General features: G+C 62.9%; 21 protein-coding genes and 1 pseudogene. 11 read left to right on the top strand and 11 right to left on the bottom strand.

Annotated features, from left to right (window positions below; translation table 11 throughout):
- The first annotated feature begins 18 nt into the window (after positions 1-18).
- Complete coding sequence (locus RX328_RS25885; protein WP_213257112.1) at positions 19-405, top strand: VOC family protein; 387 nt, start codon at positions 19-21, stop codon at positions 403-405.
- Between the two features lie 260 nt (positions 406-665).
- Here RX328_RS25885 and RX328_RS25880 read toward each other — a convergent pair whose 3' ends face one another.
- Positions 666-2,972: a glycoside hydrolase family 113 gene (locus tag RX328_RS25880; RefSeq protein WP_213253090.1), complete on the bottom strand. Its 2,307-nt coding sequence runs from the start codon at positions 2,970-2,972 to the stop codon at positions 666-668.
- A gap of 773 nt (positions 2,973-3,745) precedes the next feature.
- On the opposite strand from RX328_RS25880, the gene RX328_RS25875 reads away from it, so the two are divergent.
- Both RX328_RS25875 and RX328_RS25870 read left to right on the top strand, forming a co-directional pair.
- On the top strand, positions 3,746-4,063 hold the full coding sequence (locus RX328_RS25875) for an ArsR/SmtB family transcription factor (RefSeq protein ID WP_213253091.1): 318 nt from the start codon (positions 3,746-3,748) through the stop codon (positions 4,061-4,063).
- On the top strand, positions 4,060-4,545 hold the full coding sequence (locus RX328_RS25870; RefSeq protein ID WP_213253092.1) for an SRPBCC family protein: 486 nt from the start codon (positions 4,060-4,062) through the stop codon (positions 4,543-4,545). Before RX328_RS25875 ends, RX328_RS25870 begins: the two co-directional genes overlap by 4 nt.
- A gap of 902 nt (positions 4,546-5,447) precedes the next feature.
- Here the strand turns inward: RX328_RS25870 and RX328_RS25865 are convergent.
- The gene (locus RX328_RS25865; protein ID WP_213253093.1) at positions 5,448-6,053 is read right to left on the bottom strand and encodes a DNA-3-methyladenine glycosylase; all 606 of its coding nucleotides are present in this window, start codon (positions 6,051-6,053) and stop codon (positions 5,448-5,450) included.
- 155 nt (positions 6,054-6,208) lie between these two features.
- Here RX328_RS25865 and lipA point away from each other — a divergent pair, with 155 nt between their 5' ends.
- From lipA to RX328_RS25840, 5 genes are all read left to right on the top strand, one after another.
- Positions 6,209-7,168 (top strand): lipoyl synthase, encoded by a 960-nt coding sequence (gene lipA / locus RX328_RS25860; protein WP_213253094.1) that lies wholly within the window; start codon positions 6,209-6,211, stop codon positions 7,166-7,168.
- A gap of 15 nt (positions 7,169-7,183) precedes the next feature.
- Positions 7,184-7,723, top strand: a complete 540-nt coding sequence (locus RX328_RS25855; RefSeq protein WP_213253095.1) for a DNA topology modulation protein — start codon at positions 7,184-7,186, stop codon at positions 7,721-7,723.
- Positions 7,723-8,202 carry a type II toxin-antitoxin system RatA family toxin gene (locus RX328_RS25850; protein WP_213253096.1) on the top strand — a complete coding sequence of 160 codons (480 nt, stop codon included), beginning with the start codon at positions 7,723-7,725 and terminating at the stop codon, positions 8,200-8,202. Before RX328_RS25855 ends, RX328_RS25850 begins: the two co-directional genes overlap by 1 nt.
- 74 nt (positions 8,203-8,276) lie before the next feature.
- The gene (locus tag RX328_RS25845; RefSeq protein ID WP_213253097.1) at positions 8,277-9,185 is read left to right on the top strand and encodes an NAD(P)-dependent oxidoreductase; all 909 of its coding nucleotides are present in this window, start codon (positions 8,277-8,279) and stop codon (positions 9,183-9,185) included.
- A 109-nt stretch (positions 9,186-9,294) separates the two neighbouring features.
- Entirely contained in the window at positions 9,295-10,968 is a 1,674-nt protein-coding gene (locus tag RX328_RS25840; RefSeq protein WP_213253098.1) for a thiamine pyrophosphate-binding protein, read from the top strand.
- Between the two features lie 7 nt (positions 10,969-10,975).
- Here RX328_RS25840 and RX328_RS25835 read toward each other — a convergent pair whose 3' ends face one another.
- Together RX328_RS25835 and RX328_RS25830 are read right to left on the bottom strand one after the other, a co-directional pair.
- Positions 10,976-11,578 (bottom strand): CinA family protein, encoded by a 603-nt coding sequence (locus RX328_RS25835; RefSeq protein ID WP_213253099.1) that lies wholly within the window; start codon positions 11,576-11,578, stop codon positions 10,976-10,978.
- Position 11,579: 1 nt separating this feature from the next.
- Positions 11,580-12,776, bottom strand: coding sequence for a bifunctional 2-C-methyl-D-erythritol 4-phosphate cytidylyltransferase/2-C-methyl-D-erythritol 2,4-cyclodiphosphate synthase (locus RX328_RS25830; protein ID WP_213253100.1), 1,197 nt, complete (start codon positions 12,774-12,776; stop codon positions 11,580-11,582).
- 282 nt (positions 12,777-13,058) lie between these two features.
- Between RX328_RS25830 and dusB the strand changes: the two genes are divergently transcribed.
- Genes dusB through ntrC form a run of 3 tightly spaced genes read left to right on the top strand, consistent with a single transcriptional unit; the run spans position 13,059 to position 16,684 of the window.
- Positions 13,059-14,060 carry a tRNA dihydrouridine synthase DusB gene (dusB, locus tag RX328_RS25825; protein ID WP_213253157.1) on the top strand — a complete coding sequence of 334 codons (1,002 nt, stop codon included), beginning with the start codon at positions 13,059-13,061 and terminating at the stop codon, positions 14,058-14,060.
- Positions 14,057-15,232: a two-component system sensor histidine kinase NtrB gene (locus RX328_RS25820; RefSeq protein WP_213253101.1), complete on the top strand. Its 1,176-nt coding sequence runs from the start codon at positions 14,057-14,059 to the stop codon at positions 15,230-15,232. The genes dusB and RX328_RS25820 overlap by 4 nt, the downstream gene beginning before the upstream one ends.
- 9 nt (positions 15,233-15,241) lie before the next feature.
- Positions 15,242-16,684: a nitrogen regulation protein NR(I) gene (gene ntrC, locus RX328_RS25815; RefSeq protein ID WP_213253102.1), complete on the top strand. Its 1,443-nt coding sequence runs from the start codon at positions 15,242-15,244 to the stop codon at positions 16,682-16,684.
- A 355-nt stretch (positions 16,685-17,039) separates the two neighbouring features.
- Here the strand turns inward: ntrC and RX328_RS25810 are convergent, their stop codons facing one another.
- From RX328_RS25810 to RX328_RS25780, 7 genes and pseudogenes are all read right to left on the bottom strand, one after another.
- Positions 17,040-17,768 carry a TetR/AcrR family transcriptional regulator C-terminal domain-containing protein gene (locus tag RX328_RS25810; RefSeq protein WP_317258501.1) on the bottom strand — a complete coding sequence of 243 codons (729 nt, stop codon included), beginning with the start codon at positions 17,766-17,768 and terminating at the stop codon, positions 17,040-17,042.
- Between the two features lie 278 nt (positions 17,769-18,046).
- Positions 18,047-18,343 carry a TetR/AcrR family transcriptional regulator C-terminal domain-containing protein gene (locus RX328_RS25805; protein WP_249726672.1) on the bottom strand — a complete coding sequence of 99 codons (297 nt, stop codon included), beginning with the start codon at positions 18,341-18,343 and terminating at the stop codon, positions 18,047-18,049.
- A gap of 393 nt (positions 18,344-18,736) precedes the next feature.
- A pseudogene (locus RX328_RS25800) lies at positions 18,737-20,301 on the bottom strand (MFS transporter); the annotation flags it as partial.
- Positions 20,298-21,329 carry an HlyD family secretion protein gene (locus RX328_RS25795; protein ID WP_213253104.1) on the bottom strand — a complete coding sequence of 344 codons (1,032 nt, stop codon included), beginning with the start codon at positions 21,327-21,329 and terminating at the stop codon, positions 20,298-20,300. The gene RX328_RS25795 and the pseudogene RX328_RS25800, both read right to left, overlap by 4 nt.
- A gap of 52 nt (positions 21,330-21,381) precedes the next feature.
- Complete coding sequence (locus tag RX328_RS25790; RefSeq protein ID WP_213253105.1) at positions 21,382-21,516, bottom strand: SDR family oxidoreductase; 135 nt, start codon at positions 21,514-21,516, stop codon at positions 21,382-21,384.
- A gap of 95 nt (positions 21,517-21,611) precedes the next feature.
- Complete coding sequence (locus tag RX328_RS25785) at positions 21,612-22,544, bottom strand: MBL fold metallo-hydrolase (protein WP_213253106.1); 933 nt, start codon at positions 22,542-22,544, stop codon at positions 21,612-21,614.
- 95 nt (positions 22,545-22,639) lie between these two features.
- Positions 22,640-23,857 carry an NAD(P)/FAD-dependent oxidoreductase gene (locus RX328_RS25780; protein WP_213253107.1) on the bottom strand — a complete coding sequence of 406 codons (1,218 nt, stop codon included), beginning with the start codon at positions 23,855-23,857 and terminating at the stop codon, positions 22,640-22,642.
- Positions 23,858-24,369 lie beyond the last annotated feature (512 nt).

Genomic DNA, 24,369 nt, shown 5'->3' with positions numbered 1-24,369 from the left:
ACTATCGAGGATCGATCGATGCTGGACCACGTCTCCATCACGGTTTCCGATTTCGCCGCCGCCGAACGCTTCTACGACGCGATCATGGCGGCGCTCGACGTCATCAAGGTCGGCCGCAGCGACCGCTGGCTCGGCTATGGCGAACGGGCTGACGCCGAACATCCGGATCGCGTCTACCTCGCGATCTACCGGGGCGCGGAGCCGGACGAAGCCTCCGGTCGGCACTGGTGCTTCAAGGCGAAATCGCGCAGCGAGGTCGACGCGTTCTGGCGCGCCGGCATTGCCGCCGGCGGCACCGATGATGGGCCACCCGGCTTGCGTCACTACCACGCCGCCTATTACGGCGCATTTCTGCGCGACCCTGATGGCAACAAGGTCGAGGGGGTGTGCCATCGCGCGGAGTAGCGCATGATGATTCTTGATAAGATCGATTTGGCCGCAGACGCGCTTCACCTCTCCCGCTTGCGGGGGAGGTCGGCGCGAAGCGCCGGGTGGGGGCTCTCTCCACTCGGGCAGTGTCGCCCGCGGCGACACCCCCACCCCAGCCCTCCCCCGCAAGCGGGAGAGGGAGCGCACCTTCGTCGTGGTCGCAATCAAATCCTATTTCATCATGCTCTAGTCGCGCGATGGCTGTCAGAATCAAGCGCTTGCCTGGGAGTCGTGCATCAGACGAACAGAAAATCGCTGGCGTGGAGCTGGCTCATCGTCCTGTTCTGAATCTCGATCGTAGTATTGGCGTCGACCGTGATCACGACACTGGTGCCAACCTCGGCCATGTGGGATTGCAGCGCGCTAAAGTCGGCAAACACGGTCTTGGCGAACTGAATGATGTCCTGCACGCCTTCGGTGTTCTGGAAGTCGGCAACGGTGTCCTTGCCGAAGCCGGGGGCGAACACGAATGTGTCGTTGCCGGTGCCGCCGGCCAGATAATCGTTCCCTGCGTTACCGGTCGGCCGATCGTTGCCGCCACCGCCATAGAGGAACTCGTTGCCGGTGCCGCCCTGCAAACTATCGTTGCCGTCGTCTCCGAACATTTGGGTTGCCGCCGGGCCGCCTTTCAGCTGGTCGTCGCCGGCGTTGCCGTGCATCGTATCGAGTCCGCCGCCGCCGGAGAGATAATCATTGCCGTCACCGCCGTTCATGACGTTCGCGACCCAGCCGCCATAGAGCTGGTCCTTGCCGCTGCCGCCGTCGAGCAGGGCGCCGGTGTCACCGGTGCTGGCCTTGACGATGTCGTTGCCGTCGTCGCCGTAGAGCTGATCGGTGGCCGTGGTGATGCCGGCGCCGCTGTTGATCGTGTCGTCGTCCGCCCCACCGCGGATCACATCCGCGCCGGGACCACCATTGAGGGTATCGTTGCCCGCGCCGCCCTGGATCATGTCCGTCCCGGCGCCGCCATTGATCACGTCCTTGCCTATTCCTCCATCAAGGCTGTCATTGTCCGTCGATGACCCGAAGAACAGGTCCTGGCGAGCAGTCATGTCATAGTGGATGGACTTGTTCTGGTAGAGATTCCACGTTCCCGGCGAACTCGGATTGACGCCTTCCGACACGGCAAGATGCTCGCCGTTGACGGTGATGTCCTTGACATAAAGGTTGCGGTCGCCATTGGCGTTGGCGATATCGTTGATGAAGGCGAGATCGAGGCTGGAGACGGTTGCCGGGTTCGCGAATGTGAATGTGAAAGTCTGGAAACCCGATGGATCGGTCGCGCCATGGAATTCGACCGTGCTGCCGATCTGCTGCCCGTTGATCAGGAGCTGCATTTTGGCGCCGACGCCGTCGACGACGGAGCTGTAGCCCGTCACCGTGACTGATGTCTGCGTGAGTTTCGGAATTGTATCGGGGCCGCCGGTAATGGTGTCGTCACCCCCGTCTGCCTTGATCGTGTCATTGCCGACCTCGCCCGACAGCACGTCATTGCCGCCGCCGACATCCATCAAATCGGCGGAGGGAGAACCCGTCAGGGTCTGGCCGGGCGGCTGGTGCTGACCTCCGTACCATTCAGTAATCAGCCCCTGCGCAGGCTTGCCTTCGGGCGAATAGCCGATCGGCGAATACTTGTTGTTCGTATCCCAGTTCCAGATCGACGCGCCCCTGAACCAGCTTCCGCCTTCCGATCCCCACACCTGAAAGAAGGCGTTGAAGGCATCGTATTGCTCCTGGACATCTTGCGTCGTGCTCTCGGCCCAGCCACCGGGACTGATATTGGTTCCGTCGACACTGCGGTAGCCGGTTTCGGTGAAGAACACCTGCTTGTCGTACTGCAAGGCAAGGGAATGGAAGAAATCGACCGGCGACATGTGGTTCATCACCTTCGCCCAGTAGTCGTCGGTGGACATGTTGTTCCATGCATTGACCATCTCCTCGACGGTCGGGTCCGTTTTCGTCGTCAGCGGCGGATATGCATTGATTCCGATGACATCAACCTTGTCCCAAAAGCTGACATTGATGGCCTCGTCGGTTGCGGCCGCATAGGTGATCTCGCCGTGGAACACGGCGCGTACGGAATCGATGAGGTCGACCCAATAGCTTCGGTATTCAGGGCCGGAGAGCTTGCCGAGCTCATTGCCGATCACAAGCATGCTGACGCCTGCTTGTTCGGCGATTTCAGCCATACGAACCATGTGGTTCTTGTAGGAAGCAAAGAAGGCGGCGGGATCGCTCGGATTGAGCACGTATGCAAGCGAGCCATCGAGGGCCGAGACCATGGGCTTCAGCGTCACCGAAAGGCCGAGCGCCTGCGCATTTGCGATGGCCTGCAGAATATTGGCGTCGCTCTCGGTCTTATTCGGATCGGCGAAGACGTCACTCGACGTCCTGGTTTGCATAAACAGCCGCGGAGCGAGCTCGATCGAGTTTGCATTGGTGCCCGCGATCGCCTGCATGGCGGCCTGCGCGGAACTGGCGACGAATGCACCATTGTAGTTGGAGAGGAATCCAAATCCCTGAACAGGAAACACGCCGGCCATCGTACAGCTCCTTTTCTTTTGAAGTTTCTGCTGTTTGGTGGCTACGTGGTTTGCGCAGACCCATCACGCTGCGTGTTCCACGTATTCGACGCGGCACAATCTATGAGCACTTCACTCGCGCAAAGCGAAACAGCAGACCACACTTACGTGTTCAACGTGGGCGTGTCGTGACGAGATTGAGTCGATGTTGCGATTGTGGAAAGGGTGATGCTCGTTGTTAGCGCATCGTTATAGCTCGACTCAAACCGAAAGGGCTTGCTCAGGAAATTCGAGACCTTCACGCTGTAGCAAGCGTCGCGCGGATGAGCAAAGCGAGATCCGGGTCTGATCTATCCTTCATTGCTAGTTATTTGCTGGTGGTGGCGTCATAGCCGCCAGTTCCGTCATTGCGAGCGGAGCGAAGCAATCCACGCTTCCGCTTGCCGAGCGGCGTTGGTGTCGAAGGAAATCAATTGAGTGCTCTGTCTTCAGAAAGAAAAACCGCAAAGTCCGGATAGCGGTCGCGGACCGGCGCCAGCGTGGTCACGCGGTCATCGCGCTCGCCGAGCTGCGCCCGCACGGCAGATCAGCGCCCAGTCGCGCGGGCGGCTGACGAGACCGGCGCGTACGGGGTTGAGCGCCGCGGCGAGATGCTCGTCGTCCAGAGCGACACATCCGAAACGCCCCTGCCGAAATGGCCGGTGTTTGTGGCGCACGTCGATGGGTGAGCCCTCGGGTTCGACCCGCGTGGAAAGTGGCTTGACAACACGTAAGCATTGCCTTACGCGTTAGCGATGGCTTACGCGAAGAGTGGGTGGACGGCGCTCGCTGACCCGACCAGGCGCACGATATTCGAGCGGCTGGTCGATAATCCGAGCTCGGTCGGTGGACTTGCGCGTGCCCTGCCGGTCAGCCGCCCCGCCGTCTCGCAGCACCTGAGGGTCTTAAAGGACGCCGGACTCGTGGTCGACGCGCCGGCCGGCAAACAGCGGATCTACCGCGTCGATCCCGCCGGGTTGGCTGCCCTTCGTGCGGAACTCGACCTGTTCTGGAGCAAGACGATGGCAGCCTACAAGACAGCCATCGAGCAACCACCGGAGGAGCGGAAATGAGCACTCAAGCAGCAATCACATCCGTCAAGCACTGTGTCGTGGTGGAGGCGCCGCTCGAGCGCGCGTTCAAGGTCTTCACCGAGGACTTTGGCCGTTTCAAACCCGCCGAGCACAACCTGCTGGGCGTGCCGATCGCCGAGACGGTGTTCGAGCCTCGAGTTGGTGGCCATCTGTATGACCGCGGCATTGACGGCAGCGAGTGCCTATGGGCGCGAGTGCTGGATTACGAGCCGCCCAATCGAGTGCTCCTGAGCTGGAACATTAGCCCGCAATGGCAGATCGAGACCGATCCGAATAAGACCAGCGAGTGGGAAGTGCGATTTACCGCCGAGACGGCGCACCGGACACGCGTTGAGATCGAGCACCGACACCTGGACCGCCACGGCGAGGGGTGGCAAAGCGTGCGCGATGGGGTTGCGGGTGATCAGGGTTGGCCGCTGTACCTACAGCGCTTCGCTGATCTGTTAAGCCGTCCATCCTGACGGTCATCCCGCGTAATTTACGGTGATAGTGCAGTCCAGCACTGTCACCGTAGTTCGCTTCAACGAGTTGTCTCTCGGAGTCAGTTCTTGCGTTGAAGATGCCGCAAATCAACCGATGGGACGAATCAATTCGGATTTTCCGAAATCGTGTCAAGCCCCGGAGTCAAAAATATTCCGCTTCTCGGGCGACCCAAATCACCCGTAAAACTCCCGCCATCCTGTCCCGAAGAGAGGGGCGTTGGCCATCGTCACTGACGTTGGGGCGGGTTGCGGTGGACGCGGCAGCGTCAGGCGCGAAGGGTGTTTGCAGGGCGGTCTTCCGTGAGCGAGCACTGGCCGCGCAGACGAACGGCGCTTAAACGCTTTCGCCATCACTTCGGCCGGCACGCACTTGGCTGGTCGAGGTCTGTGGCGAGGGAAGCTGCGTACGGCAAAACCGTGTGGTCCTGGCACCCGTGGCTGGTGTCAAGCTGGCGGAGGTTTGCAGGCGCCCAACCGGGTCATGCGAGCCGTCAATTCGTCAGCGATGGAGGCAAGAGGAATTCGTCTCCAGGGAGAGCGCGGCATAAGCCGTAAAACCATTGCGCGGGGAATGCCGGGATGCTCCGGCTGTACCTGTATGCTCGTGTGCGCATTCTTGAGTGCATCTTGCACACGAGACCGCGGGTGCCAGCCGGCACCCGGCATTCCCTGCGCCCTCTCATTTCGAGGGCGGATGATTTGCAAAAGCTCGGGCGCATTGTGTCGCGAGAACGCGGACGCGTAATCAGTCGTCATCGCCCGGCTTGACCGGGCGACCCAGTATTCCAGAGACGTTGATGATAGAATTTATAAGCCGCGGCGTACTGGACCACCCGCCTTCGCGGGTGATGACGGCTAGTGATGTTGACTCAGGCCACCCATCAAAACGGCTTGCTCAGAAACTTCGACCCCTTCAACCCGTAACGCCACGGCAGTTCGACCGCCTTGGTGATGCCGATCCGCACGCCGGCGGCGATATCGGGTTTGGCGTGCCGCGCATGCAACGCGAACGGCGGAGCGTCCAGCGGCAGCTCGTTGTGCTTGATCGTGATGCCGAGCGCCTCGCAGAGTTTGCCGGGCCCCGAGCACAGCGCGCGCTCCTCCTGCAGGCCGCGGCGTCGGCGCATCGCTCCTATGCCGTGAGTCGGCTCCAGCGCGCGGATCAGCACGGCGCTGGCCGAGCCTTCCGCCTCGGAAACGAAGTTCACGCACCAGTGGATGCCATAGGAGCGATAGACATAGGCAAAACCCGGCGGACCGAACATCACGCGGTTGCGCGGCGTCGGCCCGCGGAACGAATGCGCGGCCGGGTCCAGATGGTGATAGGCCTCGACCTCGACGATGATGCCGCCGACGCCGTCGACCAACAGCGTCGCGCCGATCAGGTCGGGCGCGACCTCATGCACGCTGCGGTTAAAAAACGAGCGCTTCAGCGGCTTGCCGAGGCGAGGGGGGACGGCATCGGCCGGCCTCGAGATTTGAGCCATTTCCAGGTGAGAATCGTTCGCGGAACAGATGAAAACCGTCAACATCTTGCACGTTCCTGCTAGGTTCCGCGAGCTAGGTTGCGGTTTTCCGCAACAGAGTTGCAGCCATCTGCAACACGGATTAGCTAAGTGTTCTCGCAATATCCGGACTTAACATGGTCGTGCTCGTCGATACCGTTTCCCTGAACCAGGTTCGCCCGCGTCACCCCGAAAAGGTGAACCGGCCTGATGCGTTGTCGCCGCCGAAGCCGGACTGGATCAGGGTGCGCGCGCCGAACACCCGCGGCTATGCCGACACACGAAAGATCGTCAAGGAGAACGGCCTCGTCACGGTGTGCGAGGAGGCCGGCTGCCCGAATATCGGCGAGTGCTGGGACAAGAAGCACGCCACCTTCATGATCATGGGGGACACCTGCACGCGGGCTTGCGCATTCTGCAACGTCAAGACCGGCATGCCCGGCGCGCTCGACGCCAATGAGCCGGAACATGTCGCGGAGGCGACCTTCAAGCTCGGGCTGACCCACGTCGTGGTGACGTCGGTCGATCGCGACGACCTCGCCGACGGCGGTGCGGAGCATTTTGCCCAGACTATCCGCGCCATCCGCGCACGCTGCCCGACCACGACCATCGAAATCCTGACCCCGGACTTCCTGCGCAAGGAAGGCGCGCTGGAGGTGGTCGCGGCGGCCAAGCCCGATGTATTCAACCACAATCTGGAAACCGTGCCGGCGCGTTATCTCACCGTGCGGCCGGGCGCGCGCTACTTCCATTCGATCCGGCTGTTGCAGCGGGTCAAGGAGATTGATCCCACGATCTTCACCAAATCAGGCATCATGGTCGGCTTGGGAGAGGAGCGCCACGAGGTGCTGCAGGTGATGGACGATCTGCGTTCCGCGGACGTCGATTTCCTGACCATCGGCCAATATCTGCAGCCAACGCGCAAGCACCACGCCGTCATGCGCTACGTGACGCCGGACGAATTCGCGGGCTACGAGAAGGTCGCCTATACCAAGGGTTTTCTGATGGTGTCGGCCAGTCCGCTGACCCGCTCGTCGCATCATGCGGGTGAGGATTTTGCCAAGCTGCAGGCGGCGCGCATTGCGCGGGCCCGCTAGCCTCGGATTGCATCAATGCAACGCGTTCTCGTCATGGGATCGTCGGGATCCGGCAAGTCGACATTTGCCAGGTGGCTGTCGGATATAACAGGCATTCCCTTCATTTCGCTGGATGCGTTGTACTGGAGATCCGGCTGGGTCACTTCCGACAATGCCGAGTTCGGACAGCGCGTGGCCGAGGTTGCGCGTCAGCCGCAATGGGTTATCGATGGCAATTGCACTAGGTACGGCGCCGGCGAATTGCGCCGCGAAGTCAGCGACACCGTCATCTGGTTCGACTTGCCGCGCAGGACCTGCATGTTCGGCATCATGAAGCGAATCGCCAGCAGCTACGGCCGTGTTCGCCCGGAAATGGCCGAGGGCTGTCCCGAGAGAATCGACTTCGAGTTCTTTCACTACGTCTGGACCTATCGCCGGCAACAGCGGCCGAAACTTTTGGAGTATTTTCAGGGACTGCGCGCCGACCAATCGCTCGTCTGTTTTACCGATCGGATGCAGGCGGACGACTACCTGAGGGAAATTACGGTGAAGCAAAGCCGGGCGAGAATCCACTGATGCCTCGCTTTTCCAGCAAGCGCCGGGTTCATCATACCGCGTCGCACATGTTCGATCTGGTCGCCGATGTCGAGCGCTATCCGGAATTCGTGCCGCTGTGCCAATCGCTGAGGATACGGCAGCGTACGCAGAAAGCTGACGGCACTGAAGTCATCGTCGCCGACATGACGGTATCGTTCAAGCTGGTGCGGGAGTCCTTCACCAGCCGGGTGACGCTGGACCGGCCGAACCTGAAAATCATGGTCGAGTATTTGAAGGGTCCTTTCAGCAATCTGGAAAACCGCTGGACGTTCGAACCGAAATCCGAAACCGACTGCGACGTCGGGTTCTTCCTGTCCTATGAATTCAAGAGCCGGATGCTGGCGATGCTCATGGGGACGATGTTCGATACGGCCTTCCAGCGTTTTGCCGCCGCGTTCGAAAAGCGGGCGGACGTGATTTACGGGAAGCCCGGAGCGGGGCCGGCGAAAGCCGGCTAGACGTCAGCAAGGTCGGCGGGATCGGCCGAGCATCGCACCAGTACAAATCCTCCAACAGTGACGGAAGCCCAGAGATGACGACATTCGAACGCGTTGGCTTTATCGGCCTCGGCGGAATGGGACGCGGCCTGGTCAAGAACCTAGTCGCCAAGGGCGTGGCGGTCACCGCCTACGATCTCAATCCCGCCGCTATGGCGGTTGCCACATCCTTTGGTGCGACGGCAGCCGGCAGTCTGCAGGAGATCAGGGACAATTGCCGCATCGTCATGATCTGCGTCAACGAAGCCGAGGATGTCGAGGCGTTGATGACTTGCGGCGATGGGCTGCTCGCCGGTCCGGCGCCGGGATTCATCATCGTGGATCATACCACCGGCAGCCCGCAGATGGTCGCAAAGCTCGACCGCATGGTGCGGGCAGCCGGCGGCCGGTATGCCGAAGCGCCGATGACGCGAACCCCGAAACACGCCGACATCGGCAAGGTCAACGTGCTGTTCGGCGGCGAGCGCGACCTTCTCGACGACCTCAGGTCCTATTTTGAGCTCTATGCCGAAAACATCTTCCACATCGGGCCGCTCGGACACGCCATTCGCATCAAGCTTATTCACAACTATATCGCCTTCGCCAATGTGGCGGCGTGGTGCGAGGGGTTTGCGCTAGCGGCCAAGGACGGGCTCGACCTCTCGCAACTCATCGGCATCATCTCGGCCGCAGGCGCCAAGAGCGGCATGCTCGACCTCTACGGCCAGGCCACGCTCGATGGCGACTTCACCCCGCTGATGTCGCTGGCGAACGCCCGCAAGGATGTCCGCTACTACGCGCGCTGGCTGGAGGAGGCGGGCCTGCCCGGGTTCATGGCTGAGGCCGTGCACCAGACCTACCGGCAGGCGGCGCTGCTCGGGCACGACGGCGAGTCCTGCACCGCCGTCATCAAGGCCTATGAGACCGTGACCGGCGTGGCCGCGCGGGTAGGACCGAAAGACTGACAATAATGCCCAGCGGCATATCTGATCTCGCAGGAAACCGGTTGCTGGTGCCGACGCCAGTCTTTAAGCCGGTCGCAAATCCGTAATCCCCGACACGGAGGGACAAGGCATGGACGCAAATCTTCGAACCGGTGGCCATATTCTCATCGAGCAATTGGCCTTGCACGGCGCCGACACCGTGTTCGGCGTGCCCGGCGAGAGCTTCCTGGCTGCCCTCGACGGCATGTACCAGAGCCAACGCGTGCGGTTTATCAATGCCCGGCACGAAGGCGGCGCTGCCATGATGGCGGATGCCTATGGCAAGCTGACGGGACGGCCCGGCATCGTATTCGCCACCCGCGGCCCCGGCGCCACCAATGCATCCTCCGGTGTCCATGTCGCGTTCCAGGACTCGACGCCGCTGATCCTGCTGCTTGGCCAGGTCGGACGCGACATGATGGAACGCGAGGCGTTCCAGGAAATCGATTACCGCCAGATGTTCGGGCCAATGGCGAAATGGGTCGCCCAGATCGACGATGCGCGGCGGATTCCAGAGTTCATTTCGCGCGCCTTCTTCACCGCGACCTCGGGCCGTCCCGGCCCGGTCGTGCTGGCGCTGCCCGAGGACATGCTCACCGATACCGCCGAGGTGGCGGATGCGCCGCCCTACAATCCGATTCCGGTCGCGCCGGATGACGGCGCCTTGCGGCAATTCCATGCACTGCTGTCGGAGGCGAAGAAGCCGTTCCTGATCGTCGGCGGCGGCGGATGGAGCGATCAGGCCCGCCGCGATCTCGAAGCATTTGCGTCGGCGCATGAAGTGCCCGTCGGCGTGTCGTTCCGATGCCAGGACTATTTCGACAATCTGCATCCGGCCTATGGCGGCCATGTCGGTATCGGTCTCGACGCAAAAATCGCCGACCGGATCCGCACCAGCGATCTGGTGATCGCGCTCGGCGCGAGACTGGGGGAGGCCACCACGTCCGGCTATACGCTGTTCGATATTCCAAAACCGAAACAGCCATTGGTTCACATCTATCCCGATCCGGAAGAGATCGGCCGCGTTTATTCGCCGACGCTCGGCGTGGTCGCGAGCAGCGCGACCTTTGCAGTCGCCATCAAGCGGCTGGAGCCGAAGCATCAGTCGCGCGCCGACTATGTCAAGGCGGCGCATGCCGACTATCTCGCCTTTACCGAGCCGACCCGCTCGCCCGGCGACGTGCAGCTCTCACAGGTCGTGCGTAGTTTGAGCGATCGCTTGCCCCATGACACCATCATCTGCAACGGCGCCGGCAATTATGCCGTCTGGGTGCATCGCTTCTGGCGCTATCGGCAGTATCGCACCGAACTGGCGCCAACGTCTGGATCGATGGGGTACGGCTTGCCCGCGGCAGTTGCCGCCAAGCTGCTGCACCCCGAGCGAACGGTGATCGCGTTCGCCGGCGACGGCTGCTTTCAGATGACCGGGCTGGAGTTCATGACCGCGGTCGAAAACCGGCTGCCGCTGATCGTGATCGTCTGCAACAACGGCATGTACGGTACCATCCGGATGCACCAGGAGCGGGCGTATCCCGGCCGTGTCTCCGGCACCGACCTGGCCAACCCCGACTTTGCCGCACTGGCACGCGCCTGTGGCGGCTTCGGCGCATGTGTCGAGCGTACCGAGGATTTCGCGCGCGCGTTCGACGAGGCTGTCGGAAGCGGACTTCCGGCCATCATCGAGCTTTCGATCAGCCCAGAGGCGTTGACGCCGGTGAGCTCGCTGAGCGAAACGCGTGCTAAGGCTTTGGCCGCGGCGGTTTGATACTGATTTATGGTCGCGTCGGCCGGCGCCGTTTAACGGCACTGCGCCGCGCCGTACGGGCCACCCGTGGGCGTAGCCGGCTCATCGTTTCGCGTCGCGGTTTGACCGGCGGCTGCGGTCCGCGTGCGAGTTCCATCAGCATCCGCAGCGCTTCCACTACCGAGCGCTGGCGCACAGTGGTGCGGCCGACGGCGCCAAAACGGAATTCGCGGTGCAGGATCTTGCCGTCGCGCGACGCAACGGCGAAATGTACGAGGCCGACCGGCTTGCCCGGCGTAGCCCCGCCGGGGCCGGCGATGCCGGTGATGGATACCGCAAGATCTACGCCGGCCTTTTCCAGCGCGCCGACCGCCATTGCAGTCGCGGTTTCCTTGCTGACGGCGCCGAAGGTTGTCAGCGTTGAGGCTTTGACGCCGAGCATCGCGCGCTTGGCTTCATTGGAATAGGTGACGAAACCGCGGTCGATGACGTCCGAAGAGCCGGGAATATCGGTCAGCGCGCCGGCGACCAGGCCTCCCGTGCAGGACTCCGCGGTGGCAATCGTCAGCTTGCGCATCCGGCACAAATCGAGCAGCGAGCGGGCGAGGGCGCGGGCGTCGCTGCCGCTCATCTTACTCGCTCCAACCCTTATCGTTCCAAGGCAGGCGGATCGTGGCGCTCGCGGTTGCGGCGATGCCTTCCTCGCGGCCGGTAAAGCCGAGCCGTTCGCTGGTCGTCGCCTTCACCGCAACGCGGGAGATGCTGAGCCCCGTGATCTCGGCAATGCGGGCGCGCATGACATCGCGCAGCGGCCCGATCTTCGGACGCTCGCAAATCATCGTGACTTCGAGATTGGCGATTCGTCCGCCCCGCGCGGTGACGCGATCGACGGCATATTTGAGAAACTTGTCGGACGCCGCGCCCTTCCACTGCGGGTCGCTCGGCGGAAAGTGCGAGCCGATATCGCCGTCGGCGAGCGCGCCGAGGATGGCGTCGACCAGGGCATGCAGGCCGACGTCGCCGTCGGAATGAGCGAGAAAGCCTCTGACGTGCGGCACGCGCACGCCGCAGAGCATCAGATGATCGCCGTCGCCGAAGGCGTGCACGTCGTAACCGGTGCCGGTCCTGATGTCGCCGAGTTGGGCGGCGAGCCGGGCTTCTTCACGAATAAAATCTTCAGGCGTCGTCAGTTTCATGTTTGCAGGATCGCCTTCAAAGGTCGCCACCGTCAATCCCGCCCACTCCGCGAGCGCCGCATCATCGGTGAAATCGCTGCGGCCGTCGCGCGCGGCGCGGCGATGGGCATCGAGAATGACATCGAAGCGAAACGCTTGCGGCGTTTGCGCGATACGCAACCATGCGCGTTCGGGCGTCGCCTCGACGTGACCGGAATCACCGACCTGCTTGATCGTATCGGTGACGGGAATTATCGGAATAGCAGCGCCCGTTCGACCGGCGGCATCGATCGCACGCGAAATCACCGCGGAGGTCACGAAGGGCCGCGCGGCATCGTGGATCAGGACGATGTCGGGCTTCGCCGCAGCCAGCGCCTCGAGCCCGGCATGCACCGACGCCTGACGGGTGGCCCCGCCACTGGTGGGAGGTTGATGGCGCAGTCCTGCGACGGCTTCGTTGAAGATGACGGTGTCATCGCGATTCACCACCGGTTGCACCGCGAAGATATCTGGATGCCGGCTGAACGCTTGCATGGCGCGGAAGATCACCGTTTGCCCACCGATCTCGCGATATTGCTTGGGTCCCCCGGCGCCGGCGCGAAGCCCGCGTCCGGCGGCGACGAGAATGGCTGCGGTACGCTCAGGTCTGGGCATCGTGCTCAAATACGAACGATCAGGGGTTGATTAGGGGCGGGTGCGCTGGCGCACAGCCCTTACCACGCCGAATAGGGAAAAACAGAGCGATTCCCACTACCTGTGGGAAAAGCAGTTTTTGTTGCAGTGCACTTGCGCAAATGATAGATCTGTCTAAAGTGTAGGCAAGAAGCTTGACTGCCCAAGATTTGTGCTCACAATATGCGTCGACGGTTGCAATGACGCCGCCGCCCTAACCAAGAGAACGCCGTGACCGGCCCGGAAAGTTCGCGCTCTAAGCCGTTGAAAATAGGCGAGATTGCTGTCGCCAACCGGGTCCTTCTGGCGCCGATGTCCGGCGTCACCGATGCCCCCTTTCGACGCCTCGCCGCCACGCTCGGCGCCGGACTGGTCGTCTCCGAGATGACCGCCAGCGACGAACTCGTGCACGGCAGGCCGATGTCGATTCTGCGCTGCGAGACGGCCGGTGTCGGACCGCATGTCGTTCAGCTTGCGGGCTGCGAGGCGCACTGGATGGCGGAGGGGGCAAGGGTGGCCGAAGCCGCCGGCGCCGACATCATCGATATCAACATGGGCTGCCCGGCGCGTCATGTCACCGGCGGCCAGTCCGGCTCGGCGCTGATGCGCGATCTCGATCATGCGCTCAAGCTGATCGAAGCCACGATCGCGGCGGTCAAGGTGCCGGTGACGCTGAAGATGCGGCTCGGCTGGGACGATCGCTCGCTCAACGCACCCGAGCTGGCGCGCCGCGCGGAAGCCGCTGGGGTGCAGATGATCACCGTGCACGGGCGTACACGCTGCCAGTTTTACAAGGGCGTCGCCGATTGGGCCGCCGTGCGCGCGGTCAGGCACGCGGTTTCCGTGCCGCTCGTCGTCAACGGCGACATCACCTCATTCGAGCAGGCGGTCCGCGCACTGGAAGTGTCGGGCGCGGACGCCGTGATGATCGGGCGCGGCGCGCAGGGCCAGCCCTGGCTGCCGGGGCAGATCGGCCGTCGGCTTGAAACCGGACAGGCGGAGACTGCGCCGTCGCTGGCCGAACAACTCGCGCATGTGCGCGCACTCTACGACGAAATCTGCAGCCATTACGGGCTGCGCATCGGGCTCAAGCATGCGCGCAAGCATCTCGGCTGGGCGCTCGAGGTCGCGGCGCAGTGCAGCCGCGCGCCGGCGGAGACGCTGAAGGGCTGGCGGCAGAAGATTCTGACGTCGGAGAATCCGCACCGCGTTCACCGGTCGCTGCAGGACGCGTTCGACGATTTCGCATGGAGTGCTGCTGCATGAATTCAGCCGCAGAATATCGCCGCGCCGTCCCCTCCGAGAGCGAGGCCATCCTCAATGCACTGCCCAATCCGGTGCTGCTGGTGGCGCCGGACGGCCGCATCGTCGACGCCAACATCGCCGCTGAATCTTTCTTCGAGATCTCGACGCAGTTCCTGCGCCGGCAATCCCTGAAAGAGCTGGTCCCGTTCGGCAGCCCGCTGCTGGCGCTGATCGAGCAGGTGCGATCGAGCGGCTCGCCCGTCAACGAATACAAGGTCGATCTGGGTACGCCCCGTATCGGCGGCGATCGCCAGGTCGACCTGCACGTCGCCCCGCTCACTGAGCGGCCGGGGCACATTGTTGTCATGCTGCAGGAGCGCACCATCGCCGACAAGATGGACCGGCAGTTGACGCACCGGAGCGCGGCGCGCTCGGTAATCGCGCTGGCCGCGATGCTGGCGCACGAGATCAAGAACCCGTTGTCTGGGATCCGCGGCGCGGCTCAATTGCTGGAGCAGCAGGCCTCATCCGAGGACCGCATGCTGACGCGGCTGATCTGCGACGAAGCCGACCGAATCGTCACTCTGGTCGACCGCATGGAGGTGTTCGGCGACGACCGCCCGGTGGCGCGCGGGCCGGTCAACATCCATTCCGTGCTCGACCATGTCAAACGACTGGCGCAGTCCGGCTTCGCCCGCAACATCCGTTTCATCGAGGAGTACGATCCGTCGTTGCCGCCGGTGCTGGCCAATCAGGACCAGCTCATTCAGGTCTTCCTCAATCTCGTGAAGAACGCCGCCGAAGCGGTCGCCGATCTCGGCAGCGATGCGGAAATCCAGCTCACCACCGCTTTTCGTCCTGGCGTCCGCCTGTCGGTGCCGGGCAAGAAATCGCGGGTGTCGCTGCCGCTGGAGTTTTGCGTCAAGGACAACGGATCCGGCGTGCCGGAAGACCTGCTGCCGAACCTGTTCGATCCCTTTGTGACGACCAAGCAGACCGGGAGCGGGCTGGGTCTCGCGCTGGTTGCCAAAATCGTCGGCGATCACGGCGGCATCATCGAATGCGAATCCCAGCCGCGGAAGACGACGTTCCGGGTGCTGATGCCGATGTTCAATCCCGCCAAACAGTTCGACCAAAGCAACCGCGACGGCGTTCCGGGTACGCTGCCGCCTGCCTCACAGGACGCAAGATGAGGAATACCAATGCCCGCAGGTAGCATACTCGTTGCCGATGACGACACCGCCATCCGCACGGTTCTGAACCAGGCTCTTTCGCGCGCCGGATATGAAGTGCGCCTGACCGGGAACGCCGCAACGCTGTGGCGCTGGGTGAGTCAGGGCGAGGGCGATCTCGTCATCACCGACGTGGTGATGCCGGACGAGAACGCGTTCGATCTCCTGCCGCGCATCAAGAAGATGCGGCCAAACCTTCCCGTCATCGTCATGAGTGCCCAAAACACCTTCATGACGGCGATCCGGGCCTCCGAACGCGGCGCCTATGAATATCTGCCGAAGCCGTTCGACCTCAAGGAGCTCATCACCATCGTCGGCCGTGCATTGGCCGAGCCGAAGGAGCGGGTGACGAGTGCGGCGGACGAGGGTGAGTTCGATTCGATTCCGCTGGTCGGTCGTTCGCCGGCGATGCAGGAAATCTATCGCGTGCTGGCGCGGCTGATGCAGACCGACCTTACGGTGATGATCTCCGGCGAGTCCGGCACCGGCAAGGAACTGGTTGCCCGCGCGCTTCACGACTACGGCAAGCGCCGCAACGGCCCGTTCGTCGCCGTCAACATGGCGGCGATCCCGCGCGACCTGATCGAATCGGAGTTGTTCGGCCATGAACGCGGCGCGTTCACCGGCGCCAACACCCGCGCTTCCGGCCGGTTCGAACAGGCCGAGGGCGGCACGCTGTTTCTCGACGAGATCGGCGACATGCCGATGGAAGCACAGACGCGGCTGCTGCGGGTGCTGCAGCAGGGCGAATACACCACCGTCGGCGGGCGTACCCCGATCAAGACCGACGTACGGATCGTGGCGGCCAGCAACAAGGACCTGCGCATCCTGATTCAGCAGGGCCTGTTCCGGGAAGACTTGTTCTTCCGCCTGAACGTGGTGCCTCTGCGCCTGCCGCCGTTGCGTGAGCGGATCGAGGATCTGCCCGATCTTATCCGGCATTTCTTTTCGCTCGCCGAAAAGGACGGCTTGCCGCCGAAGAAGCTCGACACCCTGGCGCTGGAACGGCTCAAGCAGCACCGCTGGCCCGGCAACGTGCGCGAGCTCGAAAACCTCGCGCGCCGACTGGCCGCGCTTTATCCGCAGGACGTCATTACGGCCTCGGTGATCGATGGCGAGCTGGCACCGCCGGCGGTCACCTCGGGCAGCAACGCCCCGATGGGCGTGGAAAACCTCGGAGGCGCGGTCGAGGCCTACCTGTCCTCGCATTTCTCGGGCTTTCCGAACGGCGTGCCGCCGCCGGGCCTCTACCACCGCATCCTCAAGGAAATCGAGGTGCCGCTGCTCACCGCGGCGCTGGCGGCCACGCGCGGCAACCAGATTCGCGCGGCCGACCTGCTCGGCCTCAACCGCAACACGCTCCGGAAGAAGATCAGGGATCTCGACATCCAGGTCTACCGCAGCGGCGGCTAGGGATTGCATCGGCCGCCTCGCTGCAATGACAACGGGTGGTCATTGCAGGGTCCAGTCCGCCATCGATGGCAATTGCGGTGACAACGACTTTCCTCCGCGGCCGAATGGCGAGGTGGTTGACGAAGTTTTTTCAGGCCATCGTTGGGCACCCGTAACATTCTAGCGAACGAGAACTGCCGCTGCCCCAGAGCGATTGATCTACTTACAGAGCGATCGCTGCTAGCGCGCGCCGTCGTCAATTGCGGGGTTTCGCCGGTCAGCCGCCTGGACGCCGTGGTGACGGCTCTGCGAGGCATACCAAGCGCCGTCGCGACCGACGCGTCAGTGTCGCGCGGCATGCATTGTGCGATGACCGTCACGCCGTTAAGGTTCCTCGTGCGAGGATTGATGTCTCGTCAGGCTCGGCGCCGTCGAGAAAGACTTTCACCGCGGTGCGGGCGCGCTTGTCGATCTCGGAAAGCGTCGGTATCTCGCCGAGTTGAAGCACAGCTTCCAGATGGACGTTTCCGTGGAGCATTCCAAGGAACTGGCGGGCGCCGGCTTCGCAATCCGCAAGATCGATTTCGCCGGCCTGCTTCGCTTGCGCGAGAATTTTTGTAAGGACCGCGATTGCCGGCGTAGGGCCATGTTGCGCATAGGCCTGCGTCGCGTCTGGGTAGCGGTCCGCTTCGAGGATGGCTGTGTAACAAACTTCCAGCAACGGCGGTGTCATCATCGTCTCGAGAAGATTGCGTCCAATGATGATGAGCAATTCCCTTAGTGGCAAGGAGAGCTGGTCGGCACTGACACTCAGTGCATTGGACGAGTAATGGCTGACGACTTTGGTGAATTGGTCGACGAGAAGGTGCTGCACGTTCTCGCGCCGCGTTGATCTTTCGCGGAGTAGCTGCCGGTAGAGACCGTGCGGCGTCCATGTCCAGCTCGGTCGGCCCAGCAAGAACGCCGAGAGAACCGCGCAGTTAGACCAACCACGAAGCTGGCTCGCTTTGCCCGGGACCGCTTCGCGGACGCGAAGAATATCGCCCGTCGCACCCCACCGGAGAAATCTGACGGCATCAGCCGGCGGCAGGATGGTCACCATCATTCGCGTCCACCACGGCTCCACAAGCAGCCAGCTCCCCGTGCTTATGGGTCGCATGGCAAAGACATGCTTGTGCCTGTGATGGACGAAGCGATGCCACCATTGCCGTCGAAGGCCGGGTACGAAACAGACGATCCAGTCGGCGGGGTCGACTGTCACCAGGGATCCATTCTCGTCGATGTTGTTCGCCAGGTCCGGCGGGACATCGCCGACGACCTTCAGTCTTGAAGGTCTCTCTCTCGGGCCAGACCGTCTTAACCGGGCAATATCATTAGCTACTCTCATCGCTTGATGCTCCTCGTGCTCGCGCATCCATGAATGAAGCTTTCGATGCTGGCTCTGACGCGGTCGGCAGCTCCTCCGTCCTGGCGCATTGCAGGAGTCAGCATCAGTGCCTGATAGAGCGGTTCCCTCAGCAGTCCCAGCAATTGCTCGGCGTATAGCTGAGCGTCCGATATCGACAGGATCCCCCTCTCATTTGCTGCGGACAGAAACTTCCGTAGCTTGAGTGTGACAATCGCTTGCCCCGCCTCGTGCACCCGCTTCTTGAGCGCAGGATTGCGTGCACCTTCGGTCATCATCATCCGAATGAACCCGACCAGGGTGGTCGAGTATTCCTTCCAGGCAACGCGTCCGAACGCGATGAGTGTTTCGCGTGCATCGTCTACGGTGCCGGGGCGCGCTCTCCTCACCAAAGGCTGCGATATGAGGGAGGCTTTGTGTTCGGCGATCGCGACGATGAGATCGTCGACGCTCTCGAATGCCGATAGAATGTCTTCCTTCGAGTATCCGCTTCGATCCAAGATACTATCGAGGTCAGCGGGCGCGCCGTTCGGATTGGCGAGAGCCTCGCTGACCGCCAGCACGATCTCGGCGCGAGGGTCTAGCCTCGATACGGCATTGCCTTGTCGGGAAGGTTTCTGCGCGGGATGTGTCATGTACGGCTCCTCGGTTCGGGCTAACTGCGCCACGCGCTTCTTCGCGTGCAGGGCGAAAGCGATCTTGATGGTGACCAACACTGGCGCAGCGATGATGAAAAAAAGAGCGACTGCAGCGAACGCGGTGTCGAAAGCGATCACCGTGGATTGACCAGTGAGGGTTCGACCCAACAGACCCATCGCAGCCCGGCCGGCGGCCACGCTGTCCATCCCTCGTGCCGCGAGCATGGCACTCATCGTCGTCAGCCGCTCGCTGACCGCAGGAAGGCCTGCGGTGACACTAGCGCCGAGCACCGTGGCATTGGCAGTGACATTGTGGTCGATCATTGTCTGGAGCCCGGCTACCCCCATGAGGCCGCCGAGCTGGCGCCCCGCGTTGAAAAGACCGATGCCGGACGCTCGATTGCGGTTGTTGAGGTCGCTGAAAGCGATAAGGGTGATCGACAGGAAGAGGAAGCCAAGTCCAAAGCCGCGTAGCAGGATGGCGGCCATCATATCGTCGGCGCCACTTTCGCTGGTCGAGCCGGACAGCATCCACATCGCGGCCATGATCATCAGGATTCCGAACGGCACCGTAGCGATAGGGGGAGCGCCTCTGACCTGCATGAGAAAGGCAGCAATGAGGAGCGCGCCGACGAAAAGCGCGCCGCTCGGCAACAGGAGCTGGCCGGCGTCGATAGGCGTGAACGCGAGTACGGACACGGCAAATGACGGGATCAGGAACGCGCTCCCGAACAAGGCGGCACCGGCGACGAAACTGACGATGAAGGCGAAGGAGAAATCGCTCGACCGGAACACGGTGAAATCGACCAGGCCTTGCCCTCTGGCAATCACCTGTCGGCCGAGAAACGCCAGCAAAGTGGCTGCGCCGATCAGGGTTAGCCACACGATGCGAACCACCGCCATCGGCTGCCTTGGTTGAGAACACAGGTGAAGCAGAAGAATGTGACTGAGATCAGCAAGAAGCCGGTCCAGTCGAACGGAAGGCGCGAGGTCGCAACGGGTCTCGGAGCGTCCGCGATCAACAGAAGTCCGACAGCGGCGAGGGCAACCGGAACAACGCCGAAGAAAATCCATGCCCAGGACTGGCTGTCGATCAACCATCCCTGGAGCGCCGGGGCGATGGTCGCAGGAGCGACGACAGATCCCATCGCAAACAGTGCCTGCAGGATTGGCTGGCAGGATCGCGGATAGGCGAGAAAAATGATCGACTGCCCCGCGACAAGCAAGGTGCCGCCGGAGAAGCCCTGCATCATGCGGAGTGCGACCAGCAGGTCTAACCGATATGTGATCGCGGCGATGCCGCAGGCCGTGCCCATGACCAGCGTCGAACCGATGATCAGGCGGCGCGGACTGGTGCGCGTCATGAGCCAGGAGGCGGCCATGAACCCGATCAGCTTCGTAGCGGTGTATCCGACGTCCAGCCAGGCGAACTCGTCGGGAGTTGCATGGGTGTCGCCAATGATATCGTTGCCTCCGAACGACAGGACAGTGCTTGCGATCGCCTCCGTCAGAGTAGCGAGCACGATGCCCGCGACAAGAATACTTCCTGCCGCGCGCCTGTCGTAGCCTGGCGTGGCGTCGGCGATCGCGGTCATGTGCCGCTTCCTCGATCTACCTCGACACGCGCGGACAGGCCGGGCACGACGCGGCCGGGTAATGGATTTCTGGCAAAGCGGATTTTCACAGGCACGCGTTGAACGACACGAATGAAGTTCCCCGTCGCATTGTCAGTGGGGAGCAGGGTGAACGCAGACCCGCTGCCGGGCGCAAAGCTGTCCACCACACCTTCAATCGTCTGGTTCGGATAGCCGTCCACTTTGATGCGGGCGCGCTGTCCTGGCCGGATATGTTCGATCTGGCTTTCCTTGAAGTTCGCCACCACCCACACGTCCTTGACCGGAACGATGTCGAGCAAGGAGGTACCCGGCGCGACAAGCCGGCCGACGCGGACCTGGCGGTTGCCGACAACGCCGTCGACCGGCGCATGCACCACGGTGTGGTCGAGATCGATCTGGGCGAGATCGCGTGCGGCGTGCGCCTGCGCCACTGCAGCAACTGCAGCTTCGCGCTGGCTGGCAAGGACGGCGATGCGTTGCCGCTGGGCCTCCACCGTTGCCGACGCCGCCGACACGCCCGCCTCGGTTCTCGATAGCGCCGCATCGCTTTCATCGACCTGCGCCTGGCTGACGGCGTTGGTGCGGATCAGCTCACGGCGGCGATCGGAGGCCTTGCGGGCCAGATTCATCTCGGCCACGCTCGCAAGTCTTTGAGCTTCGGCCTGCCGTATCAGGGCATGCTGGAGTTGGGTCTCCGCATCGACATTGGTGAGGCGAGCTTGGGCGGCTTCGACATTGGCCTCGGCTTGCGCAAGGCGTGCGCGGTAGTCGCGATCGTCGATCCGGAAAAGAATGTCACCGGCGCGAACGGTCTGATTGTCCTGCACCTCGACGGCCGTGACGTAGCCCGCAACTTTCGGCGCGAGCGACGTCATGTCGCCACGAATGTAGGCGTTGTCGGTGAACGTCTCGTTTGAATGGGCATAGACCCATCCGCCGGCCACGACCGCGACGGCGCTGAGGCACAGCAACAAGCCGACCACCTTCTTCTTGTTAAGATGCACCACGACTCCTCCTGCAACAGTTGTTTCCGCTGAAGCGACCGCTCATTCGTCGCGCCTACCTTGCGGTCCAGCCGCCGTCGACCGAGATTGCGGTGCCCGTGATCTGCTCCGCCGCAGCCGAGCACAGAAAAGCGACGGCGCCGCCAAGTTGCGCCGGCGAGGCGAAGTCGAGCGAGAGGTCGAGCTCCAAAAGGGTTTTGGGTGAGCGGGCCGCGCTCCGGCGCTGGTAACGCGGCCCGTATCGAATGAAGCGCTTACGAGGCGCCTCTCGTTCGGACCGTGCGGTCAGTAGTCCCAGAAGACCGGCACCCAACGAAAGGCGTCGCCGTCGACTGCCACGTGGCCGACGGACGGGAACGGCAGGTGGGTGGCCACCAGCAGCCCACCGGTCTCAGCCAGTTCCCGCAAAAGACTGATACGAACGCGGGCCGACTCCTCGGGGTCGTGTTCGAAGCCGTTGTACCATTCGGGGTGCTCGAACCCGACCGCGAACACGAGGTCGCCGGCGAACGTCAGCCGGTCGCCGCCGGACGCCACGCGGACCACGCTGTGTCCGGGGGTGTGGCCGCCGGTGCGAGTGACGACCACCCCCGGCGCCACCTCGTACTCCTCCTCGAACGGCCGCAGCTGGCTGCGGTACTCTTTCACGAACCGCTTGGCGGTCGATCGAAGCGCGTCCGGGAATCCCGGCGGCATGGAGACGTGGGAGAAATCGGGCGCCTCCCAGAACTTGACCTCGGCGGCCGCCACATGGATCCGCAGGTCCGGACGCAGCCGTTCCTTGACCCCGTCGACGAGCAGCCCGCCAATGTGGTCCATGTGCAGGTGGGTCAGCACCACGTCGGTCACGGACGCAAGATCGATGCCGGCGGCCTCCAGTCGCTTGATCAGTTGCCCGGCCCGCGGCAAGTGCAAGTCCGGATCGAGCCCAAGCCCAGCATCGACGAGGATGGTCCGGTCGCCGCTACGCACCACGACCACGTTCAGCGCCCAATCGTAAGCGTCCGGCGGCAGGAACATGTCTTTCAGCCAGGTCGCCCGGACGGCCGGGTCGATGTTGTGTGCCAACATTGCGGTTGGCAGCGGTAGCACGCCATCGCTGACCACCAGGACGTCGATGTCGCCGACCCGCACCGCGTAGCGCGATGGAACCAATTCGTCAGATCTCGATCCGCCGGGGTGTGAGGTGTTGTCCAGGCTCATGTTGTGTAGGTTCATGTTTGTCTCCTGTTTCATGGTAGAGGCTACTTGCTGGTCTCGGTTGAGCAGGCCGCGCAACCAGCGCTGAGCGCGGCCCGTTTCGCGTGACGGGTCTAGAAGAAGCCACTCACGTCAGTCACACGCTCCGGATCGGCCGAGGCCAGCGCGGCAGCGCGCTCGGCACGCGGCGGATAGATCCAGACGGTGTTGATTTCCTGCTTGGTCTTCTTGCCGACGTCGCCGACCATCTTGACCTGGCGTTCCCAGCCAACGGTGAACAGCGCGCCGGCTTCGCCGAGATCGAGGCAGGTGACGTAGCCCTTCTGGTGATATGGCTTGGTCGGAACGCCCAGCAGTTCGGCGGCGGCGTTGTTGCCGGCAAAAGCGCCCATCCGCGTGGCGTGCTGGCACGACATCAGCGCGTAATTGCCGATATCGTCACATGCCGCGCGAGCGGCGTCACCGGTGGCAAAGACGCCATCCACCGACGGCACGCGCAAATCCCGGTCGACAAGCAGCCGGCCGAAATTGTCGCGCTCGGCGGGAATCTGCTGGGTCAACGGGGCGGCACGAATGCCCGCCGCCCAGATCACGGTCTCGGCTTCAATGCGCTCGCCATCGGAAAGCGTGACGCCGGATTTGTCGAGCGACGCGACGCCGGCGCCGAGCCGGGTCTCAACGCCGAGCTTGCGCAGGGCGTTCTGAATGACGGGGCGGGGGCCTTCGCCCATATCGGGAGCGATCGCGCTGTTGCGGTCGACGATGATGACGCGCGGCTTGGCGTTTTTGCCGAGGATCTTGCGCAGCCGCGCGGGCATCTCGGTTGCCGCTTCGATGCCGGTGAACCCGCCGCCGGCGACGACGACCGTGTCGCGCCCGTTCATTGCCGGACGATTGGCCAGGCTCTGCAGATGCCGGTCGAGGGCAATCGCGTCGTCGAGCTGGTCGACGCTGAAGCCGTGCTCGGCAAGACCGGGAATATTCGGGCGGAACAGGCGGCTGCCGGTAGCCACAACCAAGCGATCATAGGAGAGAGTCTTTCGGGTGCCTTTGGCCGTAGCGACTTGCACCACGCGAGCCTTGGTGTCGATCGCTTCGGCGCTGCCCTGCACGTAGACAACGTCGATGGCGTTGAGGACATCGAGCAGCGGCGCCGTCAGGGTCTCGGGCTTCGATTCATAGAGCCGCGGGCGAACTACCAGCGTCGGCTCGGGTGCGATCAGCGCGATTTCGAGATCCTCGGGTGAGACGCCTCGGATGTCGCGCAGGCGGGCAGCGGAAAGTGCGGCGTACATGCCGGCGAAGCCGGCGCCAATGATGACTAGTCGCATGTGTTTGCTCCTGTGGGTTGAATTTTCTCGAACGTACGCGCGTCATCGCCGCCGCTCTGCATTGGCGGTAAACCTCTTGCGATCGATGATGCAAAGATGATGTGAAACGAATCCCGGCTGTTACGGCGCGGGGCAGTCCAGCATTAGCGACTTTGGCATGGGGCGTTCACATGCCGCTCGACAGCCTCCGGACCCCAAAAGCGAGCCGCGTTGGAAAGCCATCAACGGAGCGGGCTTCGCGGGCCAGTCCTTGTAGAAGATGATCGAACTGACGGGGCTGGCGGTTTGGAGGGCATGTGCCGGAACTTCCGTTTCTTCGCCCGCTGCCGAGGTGAAGCGAACGCTCAACGAAAGTCCGTACATGAGTGCGGTCGCGACCACTCTCCGCCGCGGTGCGATTGCAAAGGGGTTAACGACGTTCATCCAGGCCATCGTTTGTCTCCATCCGGTGTTGGCGTTGGGCGTAACGCTGATTTAGCGAATTAGCTTTGCGACTGCGCCAGAGCGATTGC

It is taken from the genome of Bradyrhizobium sp. sBnM-33, assembly GCF_032917945.1.
Lineage (GTDB): Bacteria > Pseudomonadota > Alphaproteobacteria > Rhizobiales > Xanthobacteraceae > Bradyrhizobium.
The sequence above is the reverse complement of the archived record's forward strand: the minus strand, read 5'-3'. Positions and strand labels throughout refer to the sequence as shown.